This is a genomic window from Butyrivibrio sp. TB, assembly GCF_900110805.1.
Taxonomy (GTDB): domain Bacteria; phylum Bacillota; class Clostridia; order Lachnospirales; family Lachnospiraceae; genus Butyrivibrio; species Butyrivibrio fibrisolvens_C.
Genome location: NZ_FOER01000010.1, coordinates 64,758 through 87,970, shown reverse-complemented (window position 1 = coordinate 87,970; position 23,213 = coordinate 64,758). Strand labels below are relative to the sequence as shown.

17 protein-coding genes are annotated in these 23,213 nt (G+C 41.4%); 11 read left to right on the top strand and 6 right to left on the bottom strand.

What is annotated here, in order from left to right; translation table 11 throughout:
- Positions 1–9: 9 nt before the first annotated feature.
- The 7 genes from pelG to BMX21_RS08455 all read left to right on the top strand — a co-directional run bounded on the left by pelG (position 10) and on the right by BMX21_RS08455 (position 11,071).
- On the top strand, positions 10–1,524 hold the full coding sequence (pelG, locus tag BMX21_RS08485) for an exopolysaccharide Pel transporter PelG (RefSeq protein ID WP_092043337.1): 1,515 nt from the start codon (positions 10–12) through the stop codon (positions 1,522–1,524).
- A gap of 150 nt (positions 1,525–1,674) precedes the next feature.
- A complete protein-coding gene (locus BMX21_RS08480) occupies positions 1,675–3,462 on the top strand; it encodes a CotH kinase family protein (protein ID WP_092043335.1) in 1,788 nt (595 codons plus the stop codon).
- Between the two features lie 67 nt (positions 3,463–3,529).
- On the top strand, positions 3,530–4,273 hold the full coding sequence (locus BMX21_RS08475) for a polyphosphate polymerase domain-containing protein (RefSeq protein ID WP_092043332.1): 744 nt from the start codon (positions 3,530–3,532) through the stop codon (positions 4,271–4,273).
- Positions 4,274–4,328: 55 nt separating this feature from the next.
- Entirely contained in the window at positions 4,329–5,000 is a 672-nt protein-coding gene (locus BMX21_RS08470) for a DUF4956 domain-containing protein (RefSeq protein ID WP_092043330.1), read from the top strand.
- Between the two features lie 572 nt (positions 5,001–5,572).
- Positions 5,573–6,622 carry a phenylalanine--tRNA ligase subunit alpha gene (gene pheS / locus BMX21_RS08465; protein WP_092043327.1) on the top strand — a complete coding sequence of 350 codons (1,050 nt, stop codon included), beginning with the start codon at positions 5,573–5,575 and terminating at the stop codon, positions 6,620–6,622.
- A gap of 106 nt (positions 6,623–6,728) precedes the next feature.
- A complete protein-coding gene (gene pheT, locus BMX21_RS08460; protein WP_092043324.1) occupies positions 6,729–9,149 on the top strand; it encodes a phenylalanine--tRNA ligase subunit beta in 2,421 nt (806 codons plus the stop codon).
- Positions 9,150–9,577: 428 nt separating this feature from the next.
- Positions 9,578–11,071 (top strand): aminopeptidase, encoded by a 1,494-nt coding sequence (locus BMX21_RS08455; protein ID WP_092043321.1) that lies wholly within the window; start codon positions 9,578–9,580, stop codon positions 11,069–11,071.
- A gap of 69 nt (positions 11,072–11,140) precedes the next feature.
- Here the strand turns inward: BMX21_RS08455 and BMX21_RS08450 are convergent, their stop codons facing one another.
- From BMX21_RS08450 to iorA, 5 genes are all read right to left on the bottom strand, one after another.
- Positions 11,141–11,560 carry an ACT domain-containing protein gene (locus tag BMX21_RS08450; protein WP_022753004.1) on the bottom strand — a complete coding sequence of 140 codons (420 nt, stop codon included), beginning with the start codon at positions 11,558–11,560 and terminating at the stop codon, positions 11,141–11,143.
- A gap of 68 nt (positions 11,561–11,628) precedes the next feature.
- Positions 11,629–12,930 carry a phenylacetate--CoA ligase family protein gene (locus BMX21_RS08445; protein WP_092043318.1) on the bottom strand — a complete coding sequence of 434 codons (1,302 nt, stop codon included), beginning with the start codon at positions 12,928–12,930 and terminating at the stop codon, positions 11,629–11,631.
- A gap of 68 nt (positions 12,931–12,998) precedes the next feature.
- The gene (locus BMX21_RS08440) at positions 12,999–13,409 is read right to left on the bottom strand and encodes a PaaI family thioesterase (RefSeq protein WP_177173975.1); all 411 of its coding nucleotides are present in this window, start codon (positions 13,407–13,409) and stop codon (positions 12,999–13,001) included.
- Positions 13,410–13,512: 103 nt separating this feature from the next.
- A complete protein-coding gene (locus BMX21_RS08435) occupies positions 13,513–14,091 on the bottom strand; it encodes an indolepyruvate oxidoreductase subunit beta (protein WP_022753001.1) in 579 nt (192 codons plus the stop codon).
- Complete coding sequence (gene iorA / locus BMX21_RS08430; protein ID WP_092043312.1) at positions 14,088–15,836, bottom strand: indolepyruvate ferredoxin oxidoreductase subunit alpha; 1,749 nt, start codon at positions 15,834–15,836, stop codon at positions 14,088–14,090. Before iorA ends, BMX21_RS08435 begins: the two co-directional genes overlap by 4 nt.
- A 301-nt stretch (positions 15,837–16,137) precedes the next feature.
- Between iorA and BMX21_RS08425 the strand changes: the two genes are divergently transcribed.
- From BMX21_RS08425 to BMX21_RS19675, 3 genes are all read left to right on the top strand, one after another.
- Positions 16,138–16,821, top strand: a complete 684-nt coding sequence (locus BMX21_RS08425) for a response regulator transcription factor (protein ID WP_092043310.1) — start codon at positions 16,138–16,140, stop codon at positions 16,819–16,821.
- 89 nt (positions 16,822–16,910) lie between these two features.
- Positions 16,911–18,020, top strand: coding sequence for a sensor histidine kinase (locus tag BMX21_RS08420; protein ID WP_092043307.1), 1,110 nt, complete (start codon positions 16,911–16,913; stop codon positions 18,018–18,020).
- 118 nt (positions 18,021–18,138) lie between these two features.
- Positions 18,139–20,601 carry a hypothetical protein gene (locus tag BMX21_RS19675; RefSeq protein ID WP_242952899.1) on the top strand — a complete coding sequence of 821 codons (2,463 nt, stop codon included), beginning with the start codon at positions 18,139–18,141 and terminating at the stop codon, positions 20,599–20,601.
- A 228-nt stretch (positions 20,602–20,829) separates the two neighbouring features.
- Here the strand turns inward: BMX21_RS19675 and BMX21_RS08410 are convergent, their stop codons facing one another.
- Positions 20,830–21,633 carry an FRG domain-containing protein gene (locus tag BMX21_RS08410; RefSeq protein WP_092043304.1) on the bottom strand — a complete coding sequence of 268 codons (804 nt, stop codon included), beginning with the start codon at positions 21,631–21,633 and terminating at the stop codon, positions 20,830–20,832.
- Positions 21,634–22,123: 490 nt separating this feature from the next.
- Here BMX21_RS08410 and queA point away from each other — a divergent pair, with 490 nt between their 5' ends.
- Entirely contained in the window at positions 22,124–23,212 is a 1,089-nt protein-coding gene (queA, locus tag BMX21_RS08405) for a tRNA preQ1(34) S-adenosylmethionine ribosyltransferase-isomerase QueA (RefSeq protein ID WP_022752995.1), read from the top strand.
- Position 23,213 lies beyond the last annotated feature (1 nt).

Sequence of the window (23,213 nt, the reverse complement as noted above, 5' to 3'; positions counted from 1 at the left end):
GGCTGATATATGGCTGGTATAGGTTTTGAGCTTAAAAAACTTTTTAGAGCTACCGGAGTACTTGGGGTTCTTCGTGCCTACGGTTATACAGGCATGATAACTGCAGGTCCTATGCTGCTGGGTATCTTCTATCTGATGGGCATAGGGGTTATTGGCAATCACTTTGGGCTTGAGCAGCATAGCAGAGAGCTTCTTACCAGTATGATATCCTACAATCTTCTTATATCTCTTATTGTGACAGGTTTTTTTAGCATGGTTGTTACAAGATATGTTTCAGACCTTCTCTATCAGGATAAAGAAGAGGAAGTCATAGGTTCACTTTCGGGATCTTTGTTTGTAATACTTCCTATAGGTTGTCTTCTATATGGAATATTTTTGATGATGTCAGGGAGTAGTCTTATCCAGATACTTTTGAATCTGTCTATGTTTGCAGAGCTTCTGTGTGTATGGATGATGATGAATTATCTGACTGCTATCAAGAATTATAAGGGTATACTTATTGGATATGTTGCCTCTATATCAGTATCTCTTGGCGGTGCATATATAGTGTGTCTTTTTATAGAGGTATCTATTAACTTATTACTTGTATTTGTATGTATAGGATACGGGATCATGATGTGTGTTGATATGGTCCTTTTATACCAGTATTTTCCTGCAAAAGGCAGTGACTTTTTTTCATTCCTTCACTGGATAGATGAATACAGACCTTTGGTGATCGTAGGCGTCTTTTCAAGTATAGGACTGTATTCGCACCTTGTTATAGCCTGGTTCTCGGGAGTCGGCAAGCATATATACGGGTTATACTACGGAGCCCCCCAGCATGACATTGCAGCTCTTTTTGCTTTTTTGACTATACTTATAACCAATATCAACTTTGTAGCTTCGGTTGAGGTTCACTTCTATCCCAAATACCGAAAGTATTATGACCTTTTTAATGGTAAAGGTTCGATAGGGGAGATCCAGGTTGCTGAGAAGGAGATGAAAGAGGTCCTTTTGCACGAGCTTGTATATACTGCAAGGCGTCAGTTCTATACTACAGCGATCATGCTCTCTGTTGGGATGACACTTCTTAATAAACTGCCGCTTGGCTTTGATGATCTTATGGATGGGTACTTTAGGGTACTGTGCGTGGGATACGGAATATATGCAATTGGTAATGTTATCATGCTGATACTTATGTACTTTACAGATTATGACGGAGCAGGCATTTCTACAGTTATATTTGCTGTAGTTTCAACTGTTGGTTCAATTTATTCGATAGGACTAAATGTCAGGTTTTACGGCTTCGCCTTTGCATTTGGAGCCTTGGCATATCTTATATTCTGCACTATAAGGTTGTATGACTTTCTTGGTAATATTCCGTATCACATACTTGCGTCGCAGCCTATGGTCAGAAGAGAGAGGCGGAGCGTATTTACATATCTTGGTGAAGAGCTGAATAGTTTTTTCCTTGATAAGTACAGGAAGGTAAGGCTGGATCTAAATGAAAAAATGGACAATAAAATGAAAGATAAAAATATGTAAATGGTAAAGAAATAGAATAAGTAACCAGATACAAAAATAGAATAAGTAAAAAGAATAGGGAAATGACCAGATAAGGAAATAGAGTAACAAGACTGTAAAGAAAAGAATCAGCATAAAAACGAAGAAAAATGATCAGGAGGCGATTGCTGTATGAAGGTCAGCCGATTTGTATCTATGTTCATATTGATAGTGGCGCTTATAATGCTTGGCATATTCCAGTCAGGTTATGATGCGGTTGTCGAAGAAAACGCGAAAAACAAAGGCTCATCAGAAAAAGCACAGGATGTGGTATTTAGTAGTGATGATATCCTTAAAGATAATATTTCTGACAATTTCGCGCTGTATATAAATGACGATCCTTATGATGTTGTCACTATGTATCTGACTGTAAGGCAGGGCAATGCCGCAGAAGGAACTGATCATACATGGGAAGAGATCAATACCTACAGTGCCTACGAATACGAAGAGCTTGGAATTGACAGATACAAGGTAGCAGGGCTCTTACAGGTTGGAGATGAGAATGGGCCTGTGTTTGGAGAGCTTGGATATGGTGAGACTGCGCCCAATGCTACTGTCAATATCAGAGGTCAGACATCTACAAGTTATGACCAGAAGAACTATAAGATTGAAATAAAGGACAATAGAGGAGATTTTAGAGGCCAGACTACTATAGCTCTTAATAAGCATCAGATGGACGGTCTTAGATTCAGGAATAAGCTCTGCTTTGATCTTATGACAGGGATAGATCAGATGATGAGCCTTAGAACTCAGTTCGTGCATCTGTATGTCAATGACTTAACTGACGGCTCTGATGACGGATTTGAAGATTATGGCCTTTATACTCAGGTTGAGCAGCTCAATAAGACGGCTCTTAAAACCCATGGCCTTAATAAAAACGGATATCTGTACAAGATCAATTATTTTGAATTCTTCAGATATGAAGATGCTATTAAGCTTGTGGATGATCCTGATTTTGATCTTGCTGAGTTTGAAACTCATATGGAGATCAAGGGTAGCAATGATAATACCAAGCTTATAGAGATGATAGAAGATGTCAATGACTATTCTATTCCTATAGATACGGTGCTTGAAAAGCATTTTAATGTGGAGAATCTGGCATACTGGCTGGCCTTCCATATACTTACAGGTAATGTAGATACATCTTGTCGTAACTTCTATCTATATAGTCCTGTCAATGTAGATACCTGGTATATCCTGTCCTGGGACAATGATGACAGCTTCATGGTTACAGAGAGAGAGATGAGGGGCAATGTCGAATACGGCGGATGGCAGATGGGCGTTAGTACCTATTGGGGCAATGTGCTGTTCCAAAGATGTCTTAAGTCTGACAAGTTCAGACAGGTACTGGATCAGGCTGTGCAGGATGAACTTGCATATATGACTCCGGAGAGGCTTAGCTCTATGATCTCTGAGTACAGTAAAGTAGTAAAACCATATGTTTTCTCAGGAAGAGATGCTCTTTATACTTCTCTTACCAAGGAGCAATATGACACTTTGGTAAGTAAGATACCTTATGAGCCACAGTATTATTATCAGGAGTATCTAAATTCACTTGAAAAGCCGCAGCCTTTCTATATTGGAGATATATCTTATGAAAACGGGATCTTATCAACCATGTGGGATTCATCATATGATTTTGACCAGGAGACTATAACCTATACTGTTACGATAGCAAGAGATTATGAACTCAAAAACGTGATCGCTACCTATAGCGGAGTCTGGACCAATATATCGCAGCAGATAGACTTAGAGCCCGGAAATCAGTACTTTCTGGCTGTGACTGCTACCAATGAGTCGGGATATTCGCAGGGAGCATTTGATTATTATATTGCCAACGACAGCTATTATTATGGCATGAAGAGCTTCTATCTGGATCTTGACGGTAGTGTTATAGCGGATTTTGAGGTTACGGAATAAGGAATAAATTATTGAATTTCGCATTTAAGCTATAAGAATTTTTGATTGTAGATATTAGAGGCCTAACATGGGTGAAAAGTACAGGCATGAACTTAAATATTTAATTAAAAGAAGTGATGCAGAGCTTTTGAAGCTTCGCCTGAAGTATCTTATGGAGCTTGATCCTCACGCTGGTGAAGACGGGTATATGATAAGGTCCATATACTTTGATGACTACTGGAATAGTGCTTTTAATGACAAAGAAGCCGGTATCCTTGAAAGAGCAAAGTGGAGGATCAGGATCTATAACTGCTCTGATTCATCTATTAAGCTTGAGAGGAAGAAGAAGTTTGGAAGCTATATCTATAAGGAGGCGGCATCGTTATCGAAAGATGAGGCTATGAGGCTTATAGGAGGCGATTATCTTTTTTTACTAAAAAAAGATAATGAACTACTGCGGCAGTTCTATGTGGAATGTATTACAAAGCTTATGAAGCCGCGGGTTATAGTAGACTATGACAGACTTCCCTTTATATTGCCGGAAGGGACAGTGCGAGTGACTTTCGACTCTGACGTTAGAGCTGCCGTACTTTCAAATGATATATTTGATGATGCGCTTCCTTCTATTTCCTGTATGGAAGATGGCAGGTGCATCATGGAAGTTAAGTTTACTGAGTTCCTGCCAAGGATGGTGAAGGAGATGATCCCGGCAGGGGCAGCAGATATAACTGCATATTCCAAGTTCGGGATATGCGCTATGAAAACAGCTTATCTTCATGGATTTAGTTACTACGAAGAAACAGGGATACCAAGTGATATGATGCGTAAATAGAGGAACGGGCAGTACACTGGAGTCGGCACGCTTTAACTTAACTAGGAGGGATCTTATGAGCGTAAAAGACGTTATTAAAAATTCGTTTTTAAGTAATGACAGTTTTACCAAAACAGATGTAGAGCAGATAGTTGTCTCACTTATTGCAGCACTGCTTTTAGGACTTTTTATATATTTGGTATACAGAGTCTTTTACGCAGGGGTCATCTATTCTAAGAGCTTTGCAGTGACTATAGTGGGCATGACAGTCCTGACCTGTATGGTAACACTGGCGATCAGTACCAATGTTGTTATATCCCTTGGTATGGTCGGCGCGTTGTCTATCGTAAGATTCAGGACAGCTATCAAGGATCCGCTTGATCTTCTGTACCTGTTCTGGGCTATAACTGCAGGTATCACAGCGGGTGCGCAGATGTACCTTCTGGCAGTCAGCAGCAGTATCATAATGCTTGTAGTCATCATAATCTTCTATTCAAGGTCATCTAGTAAGATTGTATATGTGGCAGTTGTCCATTATACCGGGGATGATACTGGCGATAAGATATTGCAGGAACTTGGCAAGCTTAAGTACTGTATTAAGTCTAAGACCTTAAGAGGCCAGGAGACAGAAATGGCTCTGGAAGTATCTGTTAGGAAAAATGATCTGTTCTTTGAAGAGAAGATAAGAAATCTTGAGAATGTAAAGGATATCACACTCATACAGTATAACGGGGAATATCATGCGTGATAAATAAAAATAGCCGAAAGATAAAAGGGCGGTTTTTGCTGATTCAGAGCCAGCAGGATCGTCCTTTTTACGTGTGAGAATATATAACTTTAGAGTATTTTTACCTTGACTTTTGTCATGAGCATATTTAAAATGTAAGACAAATGCAAAGATGGTGTAGCGATTATCGCTAAGAAGACTTGTTTTCCCTAATGAGATTTTAAAAATCAGATAGAAAGAGACGGAGGATCACCGGCTGAAAGTCCTTCGGGGTAAAGACATGATCGGAACATTCGCACCGGAGCAGATCTTATGAACGGACCACGATATATTGAGATTGATATTATATCTGGTTTCCAATTAGTTTGATTCGTTGCGCGCGTTAAGCGTTTTGAGAGTCTGCCGGTCAGTATATAGGCAGGAACACGGGTGGTACCGCGGATTATTATGGTAATTCGTCCCTTGTAGATGCATAGAGCATTTACAAGGGACTTTTTTGTTGCCTTGATTTGTACAATGAGATCAGATCCAAGGTGAGAGATTAAGAATGTCCAGATAATATAATCGTTTTCAGACAGAAACGGAGGAATGAAATGTTAGAGAATGCTGCATTAACAGAGAAGATCGAAGCCATAAGAGCAGAGATCAAGGAAAAAGCTGATAGTCTGGATTCATCAAAGCTTGTATATGAAGCAAGAAAGAGCTTTATGGATCCTAAGACTGGCAAGATCAGCGCACTTATGAAGGAGATGAAAAATGTTCCCAAGGAGTCCAAGGCTGAGTATGGTAAGGCTGTAAACGAGCTTAAGGCATGGGCGCTTGAGCATTTTGAAGATCTTGATAAGAAGATGAAAGAAAAGGAAGCAAAGCTTCGTTATGAGAGCGAGAAGATCGATGTAACAATGCCTGCTAAGATCAGAAAGCCTGGTAACCTTCATCCTGTAACTCAGATGAGAGAGACTCTTATCGATATCTTTGCAGGTATGGGATTCGAGATCTTCGAAGGTTCTGAGATAGAGAATGACTACTATAACTTCACAGCACTTAATACTCCTGCAGATCACCCTGCAAGAGATATGCAGGATACTTTCTATTTAAGTCCTGAATATCTTCTTCGTACACAGACATCAGCAGGTCAGATCCACGTAATGGAGAGCCAGAAGCCTCCGATCAAGATCCTTTCACCAGGTAAGGTATTCCGTTCTGATGATGATGCAACACATTCACCTATGTTCTCTCAGATGGAAGGCCTTGTAGTTGATAAGAACATCAACCTTTGTGACCTTAAGGGAGCACTTGATCTATTCGTACAGAAGATATACGGCGAAGGTACTAAGACAAGACTTCGTCCTTCATACTTCCCATTCACAGAGCCGTCTGTAGAAGTTGACTGCAGCTGCTTCGAGTGTGGCGGTAAGGGATGCAGCCTCTGCAAGGGTACAGGCTGGATCGAAGTTCTCGGCGGCGGTGTTGTTAACAAGAAGGTACTTGAGAACTGCGGAATTGATTCTAATGAGTATAGTGGTTTCGCATTTGGTATAGGTATCGAGCGTATAACAATGCTTAAATACGGTATCAATAACATCAAACTGCTGTTTGAATCAGATATAGACGTACTGAACCAGATTAATCATTACGAATAAAAAATAAGAAAATAGACTGAATATCAGTTTGATGGAAAGTGAAATATATGAAGTGTATACCATCGTAGCAAAGTCTAAATAATAGCATTATGCTAAGGAGGAAAATATGTTAGTACCTTTAAGTTGGCTTAAAGATTATGTAGATATAGATATAGAACCCAAAGAACTTGAGAAAAAGCTCTTCTCATGCGGTTTCGAAGTAGAAGAGAGCTGGGAAGTCGGTAAGGATATTTCTAAGGTTGTAGTAGGACAGGTAGAGACCTGCGAAGCTATTCCGGATACACACCTTCATGCATGCACAGTTAATGCCGGCGTTCATGGAACATTCAAGGTTGTCTGCGGTGCTGATAACGTTCAGGCAGGTGGCAAGTATCCTCTTGCACTTGACGGCGCTACAGTTATTGAGACTGCCAAGGATCATGTTACTGTTGTAGGCGTTGCTACTATCAAGAAGGGCAAGCTTCGCGGATATGATTCTGAAGGTATGCTCTGCTCAGGTGTTGAGCTTGGCGTAACAGAGGATATGTACGAAGGCGCAGGATACAACGGACTTCTTGTTTTCCCTGAAGATACAGAAGTTGGAGCTGATGTTAAGCCTATCCTGGGCCTTGACGACTGGATCTTCGATGTTTCTATTACAGCTAACAGACCTGACTGTCAGAGTATTTACGGTCTTGCAAGAGAAGTAGCTGCAGTTCTTGAGAAGCCTTTAAAAGAGCCTGATCTTTCTTATACAGAAGATGATACAGAGAACGAGGGCTTTACAGTATCTGTAGAAGCTCCTGACCTGTGCCCGAGATATATTGCTCACTATGTTCATGATGTTAAGATCGGTCAGAGCCCACGCTGGATGAGAAGAAGACTTGCACTTGTAGGCAACAACTCAATCTCCAACATGGTTGATATCACTAACTACATCATGAGAGAGTTCGGTCAGCCTATGCACGCTTTCGACGGAAGCTTCCTTGAAGGCAACAAGATCGTCGTTAGAAGAGCTAATGATGGCGAGAAGATCGTAACTCTTGATGAAAAAGAGTTCACTCTTAAGAATGACAACCTTGTAATCTGCGATGGCGTTAAGCCTGTAGCTCTTGCAGGTATCATGGGCGGTCTCAATTCCGAGATCAGAGATACTACAACAGCTGTAACTTTCGAGTGTGCTAAGTTCGCTCGTGACAACATCCGTAAGTCATCACGTGCTCTTGGACAGTCATCTGATTCAAGCGCAGCATTCTCTAAGGGCGTATACGAGTACACAACCGTTATGGCTATGAAGAGAGCACTTCACCTTGTTGAGGAGCTTGGTTGTGGTAAGATCTCCAAGACACACGTAGACGTCAACACAGGTAACAGCCTTGAGAAAAAAGAGATGAAGGCATCTATCAAGAAGGTTAACGGAGTTCTTGGTATCACAGTTCCTGATGAAGATATTGTTAGAATCCTTACAAACCTTAACTTCGAGCCAGTAGTAAATGGCGATGAGCTTACTATCAAGGTTCCTGCATACAGAGAGGATATGGAAGATTATCCTGATATCGCAGAAGAAGTTATCCGTATGTATGGCTATGACCACGTACATGGCACATTCCTTGAAGGCGCTGCTGTAACAATGGGTGGCAGAAACCAGAAGCAGAAGGCAGAGCTTAGGATTAAGCGTGCTCTTTGTGCTCAGGGCGCAAATGAATGTATGCACTATTCATTCTTCTCACCTTCAGACCTTAATCTTCTTGGATATGCTGATGATGCTAAGGAAAGAGAAGTAGTTAAGATTCTTAATCCTATCAACGAGGATCTCTCAGTTATGAGAACAACTCTTGCAGCTCAGATGATCCATGCTATATCTAGAAACCAGAAGAAGGGTACTCTTGAAGGAAGACTTTATGAAGTTGGTAACAGATTCTTCCCTAAGAGCCTTCCTCTTACAGATTATCCGGATGAGAAGGTAACACTTTGCATCGGTATATTTGGACAGGACGAGGATTTCTACACACTTAAGGGCCTTTGCGATAACGTAGCAGATACTCTTCACATAAGTTTCAAATATGAAGTAGGCAATAAGCCATTCCTTCATCCTTACAGAACAGCTAAGATTCTGTGCGACGGTGTTGAAGTCGGCTACCTTGGACAGATTACATATGAGATCCAGGATGCTGAGGATATGAGAGTTCCTGCATATGTTGCAGAGCTCGACCTTGATGCTCTTTCCAAGTACTATGAGAATGTACCTACATTCGTTCCGCTTTCTAAGTTCGATAAACAGAAGCGTGACCTTGCTCTTATTATGGATAAGACAACAACCTGCGGCGAAGTAGAAGAAGCTATCTACTCTTCCTGCAAGTATGTAACAGATGTTAAACTCTTCGACGTATATGAAGGACTTCCTATCCCTCCTACAAAGAAGAGCATGGCCTTCACTATAACCTTCACTCCTAAGGATGAAGAGCTTACAGATGAAGTTATAAGCGGATATGTAGACAAGATGCTTAGAAAACTTCAGTTCACAATGGGCATCGAGCTTAGAAGCTGATCATAATTATATATAAAGCGCGAAGCTACTTATGTAAGGTGTTGCGTATGCAAGATACTCATCATATAAGCTTTGCGCTTTATGATGCATTTGTTGTTAGGTGATGCTAATAATAAAATAATTATTTGCTTTTTATTAAAAAAAGCTGATTATTTCCGAAATCTACTATTGTAGTAGGAAATAATCAGCTATAATATTGAACCGTAATAGAGTGAAATTAATGTGATTCTCTAGTTGCGTATTTAAGAGTAATGAAAGGGATTAATAAAGTTCAACTAATCTATTCCCGTACATAGAAATACATCCCTGTATTTCTGGGCATGTACTAGATACATCCTGTATCTTCCCGATATGTAGTATCTACTGAAATCCGGTTTTATTGGATTTCTGATAATAATCTTAATTGTATTTTTAAGGAGTGTGATAATATGCTTAAAACAAATGCGTGGAATACGTATAACAAAACACAGCTTAAGGCTGTAGAGAAGTTTGCAGATGACTACAAGAACTTCCTCAACAATGCTAAGACAGAGCGTGAAGCAATTGATACTATCGTTAACGAGATCGAAGCAGCCGGATACAGAGAGCTTAATACTCTTATCGGCGGCAAGACTAAGCTCAAGAAGGGCGATAAGGTTTACAGCGTATGGATGAACAAGTCTATCGTTATGTTCCAGATTGGATCTGAGCCACTTGAAAAGGGTCTCAATATCCTTGGTGCTCACATTGATTCTCCTCGTGTAGATGTTAAACAGAATCCTCTTTTCGAGAAAGAAGGAATCGGATACTTCGATACACACTACTACGGCGGTATCAAGAAGTATCAGTTCGTAGCTATGCCACTTGCTCTTCACGGAGTTGTTGTTAAGAAAGACGGAACAACAGTACAGCTCAATGTCGGTGAAGATGAGGACGATCCGGTATTCTTCTTCTCAGATCTTCTGATCCACCTTGCTGCAGAGCAGATGGACAAGAAGGCTGCTAAGGTTATCGAGGGTGAGGCTCTTGATCTTATCGTTGGTAGCAGACCTTTTATGGTTCCCGGTAAGGCTAAGAAAGAGACTAAGGCTGATGCTAAGCTTACAGACGGTGAAAACTATGCTATAGGCTATGTAAAGCAGGAGATCACAGATTCTATCGATGCAAGCAATGCTGTAAAGAGAGGCGTAATGGCTATCCTCTATGATCTGTATGGTATCGAGGAAGAGGACTTCATCTCAGCTGAGCTTGAGATCGTTCCTGCAGGTAAAGCAAGAGACGCAGGCTTTGACAGATCCATGATCCTTGGCTATGGCCATGATGACAGAGTATGTGCTTATCCTTCTATGAGAGCACTTCTTGAAACTAAGGATCTTAAGAGAACAGGATGCTGCATCCTTGTTGATAAAGAAGAGATCGGATCAGTCGGTGCAACAGGTATGCAGAGTAAGTTCTTTGAAAATGCTGTTGCAGAGCTTATGAATCTTACAAAAGAAGGTTACAATGATCTTGCACTTAGAAGATGCCTTGCAAATTCCTGCATGCTTTCTTCAGACGTAAGTGCTGCTTATGATCCTACATTTGCAGCAAGCTTTGAGAAGAAGAACGCAGCACTTCTTGGCGGCGGTCTTGTATTCAATAAGTTTACAGGCGCTCGTGGAAAGAGCGGCTCTAATGATGCTAATGCTGAGTATCTTGCAGCTATCAGAAGAGTATGCGATGACAACAAGATCGTATACCAGACAGCTGAGCTTGGTAAGGTAGATGTTGGCGGCGGCGGAACAATCGCTTACATCCTTGCACTTTACGGAATGAACGTTGTAGATTCAGGCGTAGCAGTTCTTAACATGCACGCTCCATGGGAAGCAATCTCCAAGGCTGACCTTTATGAGTCACTTCGCGGATACAAGGCATTCCTTACAGATATGGATCTTGTATATTGATTAAATATTAGTATAGAAAAAGAGCGTCTGATATTATTCAGGCGCTCCTTTTTTATGCCATATTGAGTTCTACATATCATCCTGGCTATAGAGCTTCACATTCTCGTTCTTAAGAACTTCCAGTGTCTTTTCCAGATCATCTGTCTTCATTGCGATAGAAGCGCCTTCATCGTCAAGTGACAGTCCATATACGTATTGTATATTTATATCATTCTGCTCAAGGCTTCTTACCACCTTTTCAAGACTACCGACTTCCTGAGGTATTGATACTACGATGACATCGTTGACCTTAGAAGTGATACCATGTTCTTTTAAAAGTTCATGGGCTTTTGCAGGATCTTCGCAGAGCATACGAAGAACGCCAAATTCGCTTGTATCTGCAATTGAGATAGATAAGATATTAATACCGTTGCCGCTTATAATTGAGAGGACGTCGTTAAGGCGTCCTGTTTTATTTTCAAGAAATACGGAAAGCTGTTTTACAAACATAGATATTCCTTTCTTTCAAAAAGATGGCTGTTAGTTGCTTTGCTATATTATGATTTTTGGGCGTAGATTTAGCTATAGAGCTTTCTCTTGTCTATAACATGTTTGGTCTTGCCGTCTGAATGTACGAGACCATTGGGCTCTACTAATTTAACCTTGGCATTAAGACCTATTGCGCTCTTAAGTTTATTATGAATCTCATTTGAAAGTTTCTCAAGTCCTCTTACTTCATCTGTGAAAACTTTTTCTGCAATCTCAACCTGAACTTCAAGTGTATCTGTATTGTCAACACGGTCTACAACCAGCATGTAGTGAGGAGTTGTGCCATCTATATTCAGAAGAGCAGCTTCTACCTGTGAAGGGAATACGTTGACGCCTCGGATTATAAGCATGTCATCGGTACGGCCTTTAAATCTCTGGATCCTTGCCATGGTTCTGCCGCATTCACACTTGTCGATCTCAAGAGATGTAAGGTCTTTAGTACGATAACGGATAAGAGGCATACCTTCTTTTGTCAGATTAGTAATAACAAGTTCGCCGTCTGATCCTGCAGGAAGGTCCTTATGTGTTGCAGGATCGATGATCTCAGGAAGGAAGTGATCTTCCCAGATGTGGAGACCCTTGTGGTACTCGCAGTCGCAGGCAACACCGGGACCACAGATCTCTGTAAGGCCGTAGATATCATGGGCTTTGATATTGAGCCTTTTCTCCATCTGATCACGCATCTCATCAGTCCAGGGCTCAGCTCCGCAGATGGCTGTTTTGAGCTTTATTTTATCAAGAAGCCCAAGCTTTTCTATATCTTCTGCTACATGTAGAAGGTATGATGGTGTGCAGGCAATAGCAGTAGCCTTGCAGTCAATCATCATATCAAGAAGCTTTTGAGTATTGCCGGTAGACATAGGCAGAACAAGAGCTCCAAGATACTCAGCGCCGTAGTGAGCACCAAGACCACCTGTAAAAAGGCCATAACCGTAGCCGACCTGGATTATGTCATCTCTTGTGATACCTGCCATAGACAGACATCTTGCAACGCACTCTGACCATACTTCAATATCACGTCTTGTATATACTCCGATCTTGGGCTTACCTGTAGTTCCGCTTGATGCATGGACTCTTACAAGTTCAGATGTTGGAACAGCAGCAAGGCCGAAAGGATAGGTTTTGTTAAGATCTTCATAAGTTGTGAAAGGAAGCTTTTCTATATCTTCAATTCCTTTGATATCTCCTGGCTCAAGTCCCAGCTCCTGCATTTTCTTACGATAATACTCAACGTTGTGGTACACCTTATTGACGACTTTGACAAGCCTTGCGCTTTGAAGACTTGCAAGTTCATCACGTGACATGCACTCTTTGGTTTCATTCCATATCATGTGTTTGTCTCCTCCAAATACTTTTATTTTTCGTATCTCTTTTTATTTTGCCTTTGTTTAATAGATATTTATTTTTTTCTTACCCTGGATCCTGTTGTTACGACTCTGCATAGTTCCGTATTGTCATCAGAATAGATGCTGATCTCATATACACAGGTGGATTTTCCGTCTCTAACAACGTCAGCCTTGGCAGTTAAGGTGCCGCTTCCAACAGTTCTCATAAAGCTTATAGAACTTTGAAGTGTCACGGTTACATATTCCGAATCGATATCTGAATTAACTGCAACTGCAAAAGCGAAGTCTGCCATAGTAAAAAAGACTGCGCCCATGAGTCCGCCAACAGCATTTATATGCCGATCATCTATTTTGAGTCTGACTTCACTATGTCCGGGATCTGCTTTGACTATTTCAATTCCCGTAACCTTTGTTGCGTATTTGTCATTAGAAAAAAAATCACGAACTTCATCTAGTGTTTTCAATGTCATCTCCAGTTTGAGTTAGGAATTTTAATGATCCATATATTAGAACTAAACTTTTAAAATAATCAAAATACCCATCACTAAAATGTGATGGGCATTATAATTATGCCTTACGTCCTAAGTCGAAGGCTTTTTTATTAAGTTCGATGAATTTTGGTGGTACGCATTCTTCCAATGCTTCAAGCCATTCTGCTTCTGTCACATCGGTAAAATATGTTGAAAAGCGTCCCATGAGAACTACGTTTGCAGCCTTTGCGCTTCCGGCTTCCATAGCTAGTCCAAGAGCATCGATGGCATCAACTTTAGCTCCTGCATCCTTCATCTTGTCGATCAGACCTTCAGGATAGGTTGCTGCACCTGTGATTACAGGCATTGGATCCATCTGCTGATCATTGACGATAACCTGGCCGCCGGGCTTTAAGTTGGCCATATAGCGGGCTGCTTCAAGAGTTTCGAAAGAGATGATGTAGTCAGCTTCTCCTTTATCAATAATAGGAGAGTAGACCTTGTCGCCAAATCTTACATAAGTTACAACGCTTCCGCCTCTCTGGCTCATGCCGTGAACTTCTGAAACCTTAACATCTACGCCCTTTTTGAGCATTACGTGACCCAGGAGCTTACTTGCAAGAAGGGAGCCCTGTCCTCCGACACCGACTATCATTACATTTGTTGTATTGTTCATTTTATTGTTACCCCCTCCTGTGTTTCAAAAGCTTCGAAGTGGCACAGCTGAGTACATACATTGCACCCTACGCAGAGAGTAGGATCAACGTGGGCTTTGCCATTCTTCATAGAGATTGCAGGACATCCTATCTTCATACAGGATTTACAGCTCTTGCACTTATCTGTGTTGACCTTGATAGGAGGGTTATGCTTGACCTGTTTTAAAAGTGCGCATGGACGACGGCTGATGATTACAGAAGGAGCCTCTTTGGCAAGTTCTTCTTTGACAGCAGTCTCGCACTCAGATATGTTATATGGATCTACAACGCGCACGTTCTCTATACCCATAGCACGGCACAGGGCTTCAAGATTGATCTTACCTGCAGGATCACCTTTGATGTTATAGCCTGTTGTGGGATTCTGCTGATGTCCTGTCATACCGGTTATGGAGTTATCAAGGATGAGCACTGTAGAGTTGGTCTGGTTATAAGCGATATTGGCAAGGCCTGTCATACCGGAGTGCATGAAAGTTGAGTCACCGATAACAGCTACGGTTCGGCCTTCACTTTCTTTGCCAAGAGCCTTATTAAATCCGTGGATGGAGCTTACTGATGCGCCCATACATTCTGTTGTATCAACGGCATTAAGTGGCTGTGCAGATCCAAGTGTGTAGCAGCCGATATCGCCAAGGACTGTGATCTTGTTCTTGGAAAGGGCATAATACATACCTCTGTGAGGGCAGCCTGCGCACATAACAGGTGGACGGACAGGGAGGTTCTCGATAGGAGTGCAGTGCGTTTTCTCCTCTAGTCCCATCTTGGAAGCAATTAGGCCTTGTGAGAACTCATCTATCATTGGGAAAACATCCTTGCCTGTTACTGTAAGACCTAATACTTTGCAGTGAGTTTCGATGATAGGATCAAGCTCTTCGATTACTACAAGTTTTTCAACCTTGGCTGCGAAGTCCTTGATAAGCTTAACAGGAAGAGGATTAATAAGACCGAGCTTAAGAACGCTTACGCTGTCCCCATATACTTCTTTGACATACTGATAAGAAGTAGAAGAGGTGATGATACCTATCTTGGTATCTGCCATCTCTACTCGGTTAAGGTCACATGTTTCAGCATACTCGATAAGCTTTTTGGTACGCTCTTCAACGAAAGGATGGCGCCTTTTGGCATTAGCGGGCGTCATGATATATTTTGAGGGATTTTTTTCATAAGTTTTGACAGGAAGTTCTACTCTGTCATGAAGTTCTACGATGCTCTGAGAGTGAGCAACTCTTGTGCACATCTTAAGAAGGACAGGAGTATCGAACTGTTCTGAGATCTCATAAGCTCTTTTGGCAAAATCAAGGGCTTCCTGAGAGTCAGATGGCTCAAGCATCGGGATCTTGGCTGCGATCGCATAGTGACGTGAATCCTGCTCATTCTGAGATGAGTGCATGCCCGGGTCATCAGCTACATTGATAACAAGACCTGCATTAACTCCTGTATATGCTATTGTAAAAAGGGGATCTGCCGCAACGTTAAGACCTACGTGCTTCATGGCGCAATAGCTTCTCTTACCTGCAAGTGATGCACCAAAGGCTGTCTCCAGCGCTACCTTCTCATTTGGTGCCCATTCGCAGTAGATTTCATCATACTTGGCAGCTTCCTCCGTGGTCTCGGTACTGGGTGTACCGGGATAGCTGCTGGCAACGCATACACCTGCTTCGTACAGACCACGAGCAAGGGCTTTATTGCCTAACATTATTTCTTTCATGTCCGTTCTCCTCCTAATATATTTAGAATATACACGCTATATTGCCCCGCGCGTGTATCCTTTTTGCCAATACTTCTTTCTATTATATATTAAAGCGTTAAAGTATGGAAGTGTCAATTGCAAAAATCTGTATTCTGACCTTCGCTTACTATGTCTTAGAGGATATTGATCCTCAAAAGTGCGTTGTTAATTATGTTCACAGAATTGTCGAAATATTTATGTAACATTACCTGATATGAAATATAAGTGGAAGTCTTAACATAAAAAAAGAGAAATAGGGAAATAGAGGTGTCTGTTTAAAATGAAATTATTGCTGGTAGAAGATGAACTTAAGATGCAGTCTGCTCTAAAAGAGATATTAAAAAGAGAGGGATATGATGTAACTGCAGTAGATGATGGTGAGAGTGCTCTTTCTGAGATTCTTACCGGTGTCTATGATGCTATTGTCCTTGATGTGATGATCCCGAAGCTTTCAGGAATTGAAGTTGCAAGAAAGACACGCGCTAATGGGATCAAGACGCCGATATTGATGCTGACTGCCATGAGCGAACTTGATGATAAGGTCAACGGCCTTGATAGCGGGGCGGATGACTATCTTACTAAGCCCTTTATGACAAAGGAGCTTCTTGCAAGACTAAGGGCGCTATTAAGAAGGAATGTTCAGTCTACAGATGGAAGTCTTACTGCAGGAGACTTGTCGCTGGATGTGCAAGGCTGCAATCTTACCTGCAGTAAAACCTCTCAGACAGTAAGGCTTAGTGAAAAAGAGCTAAGGATCATGGAATATCTTATTTCTAATCAGGAACAGATAGTATCAAGAGAGCAGATAGCTACTAAGATATGGGGATTTGAAAATGAGGCTGAATATAACAATGTGGAAGTCTATATCTCTTTTACCAGAAAAAAGCTTGCATTTATAGGAACTGATATGGAGATAAAGGCTCATAGAGGAATCGGATACCGGATTCAGCCAAAAAACGGATGATAGATAAAAACTTTAGGGATGCCATAGCACTTAAGTGGTGAGCTCTAGTGAGTATATTTATAGTAAACAAATTTAGAAGGTATACAGATATGTTTAAAAGGACAAGGCTTAAGATAATGATCTTCATAACGACGACAGTTATGCTGTTGCTAGTAGGAACAGTTGGGGCGATAGCACTGTCTTCGTATATAGAAGAATATAACCAGACAGTGGGAGCTGATAAGAACGGATTATTGGAACTGTTCGAATATTCGGTGCCGGATGAGGATGCTGCTACAAAAACAGGTAGTGAAGACGGCATTGAAAAAACAAGTGGAGAGGCGGCTCTTGAAAAAACAGGCGGTGAGGATAGCGGTGAAGAATCAGGTACTGAGTGGGGCTATGATCATAGTAGTCTTCCCCGAAAGGATATGGAGGCTCAGCTTAGCATTATAAAGCGCTTTGTAGGTGTTCTTATCAGGAATACTTTTAGAATAGGTCTGTTCATAGTCATCCTCGTGTTCTCTTTATCTTATTTCATCGCAGGATGGATATTGAAGCCTTTGGAAGAGAGCTATAAGAGGCAGAAACAGTTCATATCAGATGCAGGGCATGAGCTTAAAACTCCGGTTGCAACTATAGATGCTAATGCAGAGCTTCTATACGGTGATATCGGAGACAACAAGTGGCTTGACAACATCCGCTATGAAAGCAGGCGCATGACTGAGCTTATCAGGCAGCTGTTGGATCTTGTAAGGACTGAGACTGTTAAGAATATCAAGGAAGATGTTGATCTTGGACGGATAGTTATGGGAAGCGCTCTTGTTTATGAAGCTGTTGCCTTTGAAAAAGGGTATCTTATCGAGACAGATATAGATGATGATATAGTGATACATGCAGACAAAGGGCAGATGGAGCAGCTTGCAGCGATACTTATTGACAATGCCATAGACCATGCAAGCGGTGATGGAGCTATTAATATATCTTTAAAAAAAGACAGGTCACGGGTTATCTTAAGCATTAGTAATCCCGGAGATGAGATCACAGATGAAGATATGAAGAATCTGTTTGAAAGATTCTATAGAGCAGATAAAGCTCATAGTGATAACGGGCACTATGGACTTGGCCTTGCTATTGCAAAGGCGATAGTAACTTCTCATAAAGGGTCTATCAGTGTTAAGAGCGGTGGCGGCGTAAATGTGTTTACTGTAGAACTGTGAAAGCTTTATTATTCTTTAAGAAATCTTCAATGTTACTTCAATGTTCGTGTTGATAATGTAGATATAAGCAAATGAGAAACACATGCGAGTTATCGCAATATATTATCTGGAGGCGTATATGAAGAAAAAGAAACTTCTTACTCTTTTAACAACAACAGCACTTACAACATCTATTGTAGGATGTTCAGGTGCTGCATCTACTACGACATCATCTGATACTACCAGTAGTGCAAGTGAGTCATCTGCAGATGAAGCAGAAGATCTTGCTCAAACAGCCGCACAGGAGACCTCTGATGAGTCAGAAAGCACGGCTACTTCATCACTTGAAGCTACATCAGCTGAAGAAAGAGCATATATCGAAGAGACACTTAACCTAGCCAATAATGAAGAGGTTACCTGGACATATGATGCTGATGCTGATGCATGGATCATGAGCATAGTAACAGCAGTTGCATATGCAGAGATTGAAGATGAAGAGGGCGTATCTGTATGTATTCCCGGAGCATATATTAAAGGTATAGATACAGACGGCGACGGTGAAGCTGATATCACAGCTGATTCCTATACAGAAGCTGTGCATGGACAGCTTGTCATAGACTACGAAGCTGAGGTTACAAGCTCAAATGGTCAGGTGTATACAGCATCTACCGCGCCTGTGATACTCAATACAGGAGCTGCAGGCTATAGCTCATCAACTAATACTACTGCAGCTACATCATATGCATCAGAAGGCTATATCAATGTATCCTGTGGTAACAGAGGTAAAAATGATACTGTTACTGATGAAGACGGCAATGAATCCTATACAGGTGATGCGCCTTCATGTCTTGCAGATCAAAAGGCGGCAGCAAGATTCGTAAGATACAATATCCTTCTTGGAAATCTTCCCGGAAGCACAGAGTACTGGGTATCAACAGGAGGCAGCGGCGGCGGAGCTCATGCGACAATGTTTGCAGCTACATCCAACAGCTCAGATTTTTATGACTATCAGATCGAGGTTGGATCAGTTGGTGTATATGTCAATGAAGATGGTACATATGATACAACTGTTACGATTGATGGTGTAACCTATGATCTGTCTGACGGAGCCTGGGGCGCAGTTGCATACTCACCTATCACTTCTTTATACGAAGCTGATATGGCTATGGCTTTTGAGTACTACATGGATACTGATTATGACTTCAATACATCGTTCCAGGAGCAGATGGCCAAGTACCTCTCTGAAGAGTATATGACTTATATCAATGACCAGAATCTTACAGTCAGTGAAGCTGATGTAGAACTGGACATCAATGGCGACGGTGACATGGAGGATACCATAGATCTTTATATAGAATATGATCTGGAAAAATATGCTGATACCAACGGATATGGCGGAACATATCTTGATCTGTATCTTGCGGAGTTTGAATCCAATCTTCAGTGGTATCTCGATAACCTTGACTATGCTGATGGCTGGACATGGTTTGATGAAGATGGCAATGCTCTGTCTGATGAAGAAGTTGCAGCTATGACTTCTGAGGATAAAGCTACAGCATTTATAGAAGGAAGATATGCTAAAAGCAGCTCATCTCAAGGCGGCATGGGAGGCCCTGGCGGCGGAATGGGCATGATGAACGGTGAGAAACCAGATGGAATGACAGGCGGCCCCGGCGGCGATATGGGTCAGACTCCTGATGGTGACATGACAGGTGCGCCTGAAGATATGACAGAGGCAGCAGATACTGATAATACAGAAGCTTCTGATACAGAAAACACTGATACAGAAAACTCAGATGTAGAAACTGCAGATGCTGAATCTGAAGATGACAGAAGCTTTGCAAACTCAGATGTAGCTGCTAACTCTGCAGGAGATACCATGGACGTAGGAACTCCTGATGAGGGCACAACTCAGTCTGCCGGAAGCTCTACAGATTCTGCTAACTACTCAACATATGCTGAGATGCTTGAAGCATATCAAAACGATGTTGCAGAAGTTTATGCAGGCGATGAATATGGCAATGTATCGGTAGAACTCTACAATCCTCTTAACTATATAGGAGATGAGGACGGAGATGACCCTGTCTGGATCAGAATGGTATGCGGAGCAGCTGAGGGCGATATCTCGATGTTCAATTCACTTAACCTGCAGCTTGCATTCTTATCAAGCGGCGTAGACGCAACAATAGAGTGGCAGTGGGATGGCGGACATGTACCATCTGAAGTACTTGGTGAGTCCCTGGCACTTACTGTAGATACTATGTACGGCGAGTACGTAGAAGGTGCAGTTAAGATCACTAAGTCTGAAGCACAGACCCAGACCCAAAATGGCGATGCAACTGAGGCAACAGGAACAGATATCAGCAGCTGGGTAGATTATGATGATACATCAGCAGTATCATTTAGTCTTGCAGATGCAGTAAGCTACAGAACTGCAGGCGCCAGCAAGTCAACTACGGGATTTGACGTAATAGATTATGGTCAGGAAGATTATGTATTCGGAGACTCCGACAGCGATGCAAGACACTGGAGTGTATGGGTACTAAAAGTACTGGAAGAGCATCAGGACGAACTTGAAGAGCTGTTTAACAGCGGAGAATAACGAAGTTTGAGTGAATAATAAAAGCAGGTGGCAGTATCTAATAAGTTAGAAACTTCCACCTGCTTTTGGGCTGTTCAAAAAAGTATGACTTCTTGAATGTAAATTACAGAAACGCGCATTTACTGCGTGTTTCGTGATTCAATGAATCTGTTGGCAATAGAGCCTTCACCGAAGGTGAACTTAATTGGCTCTATTGCTGCATTTTTGAATCTTTGATTCAAAAATGTATTATTTTACATAGTAGTGTCTTGCAATCCACTTGGACAAGCCTTCAAGGCCGGGATAGACGATTCGCTCGCTCATGTTGAGCTGATCTAGCATATCTCTTACGCGCCATCTAAGAGACTTGTCTATTACATATTTGACTGTGTCCTTAGTATTATCAGCAAGGAACTTCTCGATATCTTCAATTCCTGTAGGTACTACTGCAAAGAATGAATGCTGGTTGATGATCCTTTGATTAAGTGACGGAGGCTCTATGATGACCATTGCATTATCTTTCATATCGCTGTCATACTGCTTTAAGCTGTTGCCTGTAAGAGACTTGAGCATATCTACTGTAAAGATGGATGAGTGCTTTTTCTTAACCGCATATTTGTATGGGTCAGGAAGGATCTCTACCATCTCATGCATATTGATACGCCATACTATGCAGTCATGCTTGTCCATCTCTTCAAGAGACTCTTCTGTTGTAGCGAAGTTAAGTGCTACAAGTGCTGACTGTGTCCAGTCAAGAAGCCTTGTTGGAAGGCCATAGTGTTGGCCCAGTATCATCTGTCTCCATACGGAATGGCCGATATTAGGGTCTTCTTGTATGGCATATTTGGCAAAGTTCTCAAGAATAGCCGGTTCTAAGCTTTTCTGAAGACCTTTGCAATTCCTGCTAAGACTTGTATACATCTTGAAAGATGAGTCTGACATTCCTCTATAGACATAAGGACTTCTGTTTCTGTCAAGGTCAGGCCTGTATTCCTGTTCTGTAAGCATTGGCAAAAGCTGTTCTAATGTTTTTATCTGTACTTCTTTGATCATAAAAACCTCTTTATTGTTCCTAATTAACTCTTTATGTACTTGGAGAGTATATCACATCTTTAGTAAAATGGTTACTTTAATTATGACAGAGTAAGCGGCGTTTGAACATATCCTGGCATGAGCTTATAATAAACTATAGTATATCGGAAGGATGGGGGCTGTTCATGGGAATGTATCTGGATCCTGGAAATTATAGATGTACTTGCAGCCCTTGTACATATTGGGGATCTGGGATACGATGCAAGGATCAATGAAGCATATATTCCTAATGAAGAAGTACGAGAATTATTTGATATTGCTAATAAAAAATATGAGTGTAAAATTCAAAGAAATAGAGTATAATTAGAATTTCGAGACAATGATTGTTAAATGATGTTCATAAATATGGCTCTTAGTGTCAGCATACCAGTATACTGACTCATTCATATTTATGGATTGATATCATAAGTATTAGAGATATTTTGACTAATACGGTAAGGAAGTAATAGATATGAGTACCAATGAGATTAATAACAAAGAAAATGATCCGATGCTCGGACTTCGCACATCGGATTATTATTTTGACCTTCCACAGGAGCTTATAGCGCAGGATCCACTTGAGGACCGTGCTGCATCAAAGCTTCTTGTTATGGACAAAAAAACCGGAGAGATCCAGCACCATGTTTTCAAAGATATCATAGATTATCTTGAGCCCGGAGACTGCCTTGTTCTTAATAATACCAAGGTTATCCCTGCAAGACTTCTTGGAACCAAGGAAGAGACCGGTGCTGCAATTGAGATTCTCCTTCTTAAAAGAAGAGAGAATGATGTCTGGGAGACTCTTGTAAAGCCCGGTAAGAAGATGCGCCCCGGTGCCAGAGTGACATTTGGCGACGGAAGGCTCAAGGCTGAGGTTCTTGAAGTAATTGAAGATGGTAACAGACTCGTTAAGTTCTATTATGACGGTATCTGGGAAGAAGTGCTTGATTCTCTTGGCGAGATGCCTCTTCCTCCATATATCACACATAAACTTCAGGACAAGAATATGTACCAGACTGTTTATGCCAAGTTTGACGGATCAGCAGCTGCTCCTACAGCAGGACTTCACTTTACACGTGAGCTTCTTGATGCCATTGAGAAAAAAGGCATAGATCTTGCATACGTAACTCTTCACGTAGGTCTTGGAACTTTCAGACCTGTTAAGGTTGATAATGTCCTTGAGCATCATATGCATACAGAGTGGTATCAGGTAACACAGGAAGCTGCTGATAAGATCAATAAAGCAAAAGAGTCCGGACACAGAGTTATCTGCGTAGGAACTACAAGCTGCAGGACTATTGAAAGCGCTGCTGATGAGAACGGTCACCTTAAGGAATGCTCTGATAACACTTCAATATTCATATATCCAGGATATAAGTTTAAGGTCCTTGACTGTCTTATCACTAACTTCCATCTTCCGGAGTCAACGCTTGTAATGCTTGTTTCAGCACTCGCAGGAAGAGAACATGTGCTTAATGCATATAATGAGGCTATAAAGCTTAAGTACAGATTTTTCTCATTTGGAGATGCATGCTTTTTTACAGACAAAATGCCAAAGTGAA

Bases quoted from the DNA above. Each gene is read 5' to 3' on its own strand.
- BMX21_RS08420 (WP_092043307.1), top strand. From the start codon at position 16,911: ATGTTTAAAAGGACAAGGCTTAAGATAATGATCTTCATAACGACGACA.
- pheS (WP_092043327.1), top strand. From the start codon at position 5,573: ATGTTAGAGAATGCTGCATTAACAGAGAAGATCGAAGCCATAAGAGCA.
- iorA (WP_092043312.1), bottom strand. From the start codon at position 15,836: ATGAAAGAAATAATGTTAGGCAATAAAGCCCTTGCTCGTGGTCTGTAC.
- BMX21_RS08470 (WP_092043330.1), top strand. From the start codon at position 4,329: ATGAGCGTAAAAGACGTTATTAAAAATTCGTTTTTAAGTAATGACAGT.
- BMX21_RS08450 (WP_022753004.1), bottom strand. From the start codon at position 11,560: ATGTTTGTAAAACAGCTTTCCGTATTTCTTGAAAATAAAACAGGACGC.
- pheT (WP_092043324.1), top strand. From the start codon at position 6,729: ATGTTAGTACCTTTAAGTTGGCTTAAAGATTATGTAGATATAGATATA.
- BMX21_RS08455 (WP_092043321.1), top strand. From the start codon at position 9,578: ATGCTTAAAACAAATGCGTGGAATACGTATAACAAAACACAGCTTAAG.
- pelG (WP_092043337.1), top strand. From the start codon at position 10: ATGGCTGGTATAGGTTTTGAGCTTAAAAAACTTTTTAGAGCTACCGGA.
- BMX21_RS19675 (WP_242952899.1), top strand. From the start codon at position 18,139: ATGAAGAAAAAGAAACTTCTTACTCTTTTAACAACAACAGCACTTACA.
- BMX21_RS08475 (WP_092043332.1), top strand. From the start codon at position 3,530: ATGGGTGAAAAGTACAGGCATGAACTTAAATATTTAATTAAAAGAAGT.
- BMX21_RS08445 (WP_092043318.1), bottom strand. From the start codon at position 12,930: ATGATATGGAATGAAACCAAAGAGTGCATGTCACGTGATGAACTTGCA.
- BMX21_RS08480 (WP_092043335.1), top strand. From the start codon at position 1,675: ATGAAGGTCAGCCGATTTGTATCTATGTTCATATTGATAGTGGCGCTT.
- BMX21_RS08435 (WP_022753001.1), bottom strand. From the start codon at position 14,091: ATGAACAATACAACAAATGTAATGATAGTCGGTGTCGGAGGACAGGGC.
- queA (WP_022752995.1), top strand. From the start codon at position 22,124: ATGAGTACCAATGAGATTAATAACAAAGAAAATGATCCGATGCTCGGA.
- BMX21_RS08410 (WP_092043304.1), bottom strand. From the start codon at position 21,633: ATGATCAAAGAAGTACAGATAAAAACATTAGAACAGCTTTTGCCAATG.
- BMX21_RS08425 (WP_092043310.1), top strand. From the start codon at position 16,138: ATGAAATTATTGCTGGTAGAAGATGAACTTAAGATGCAGTCTGCTCTA.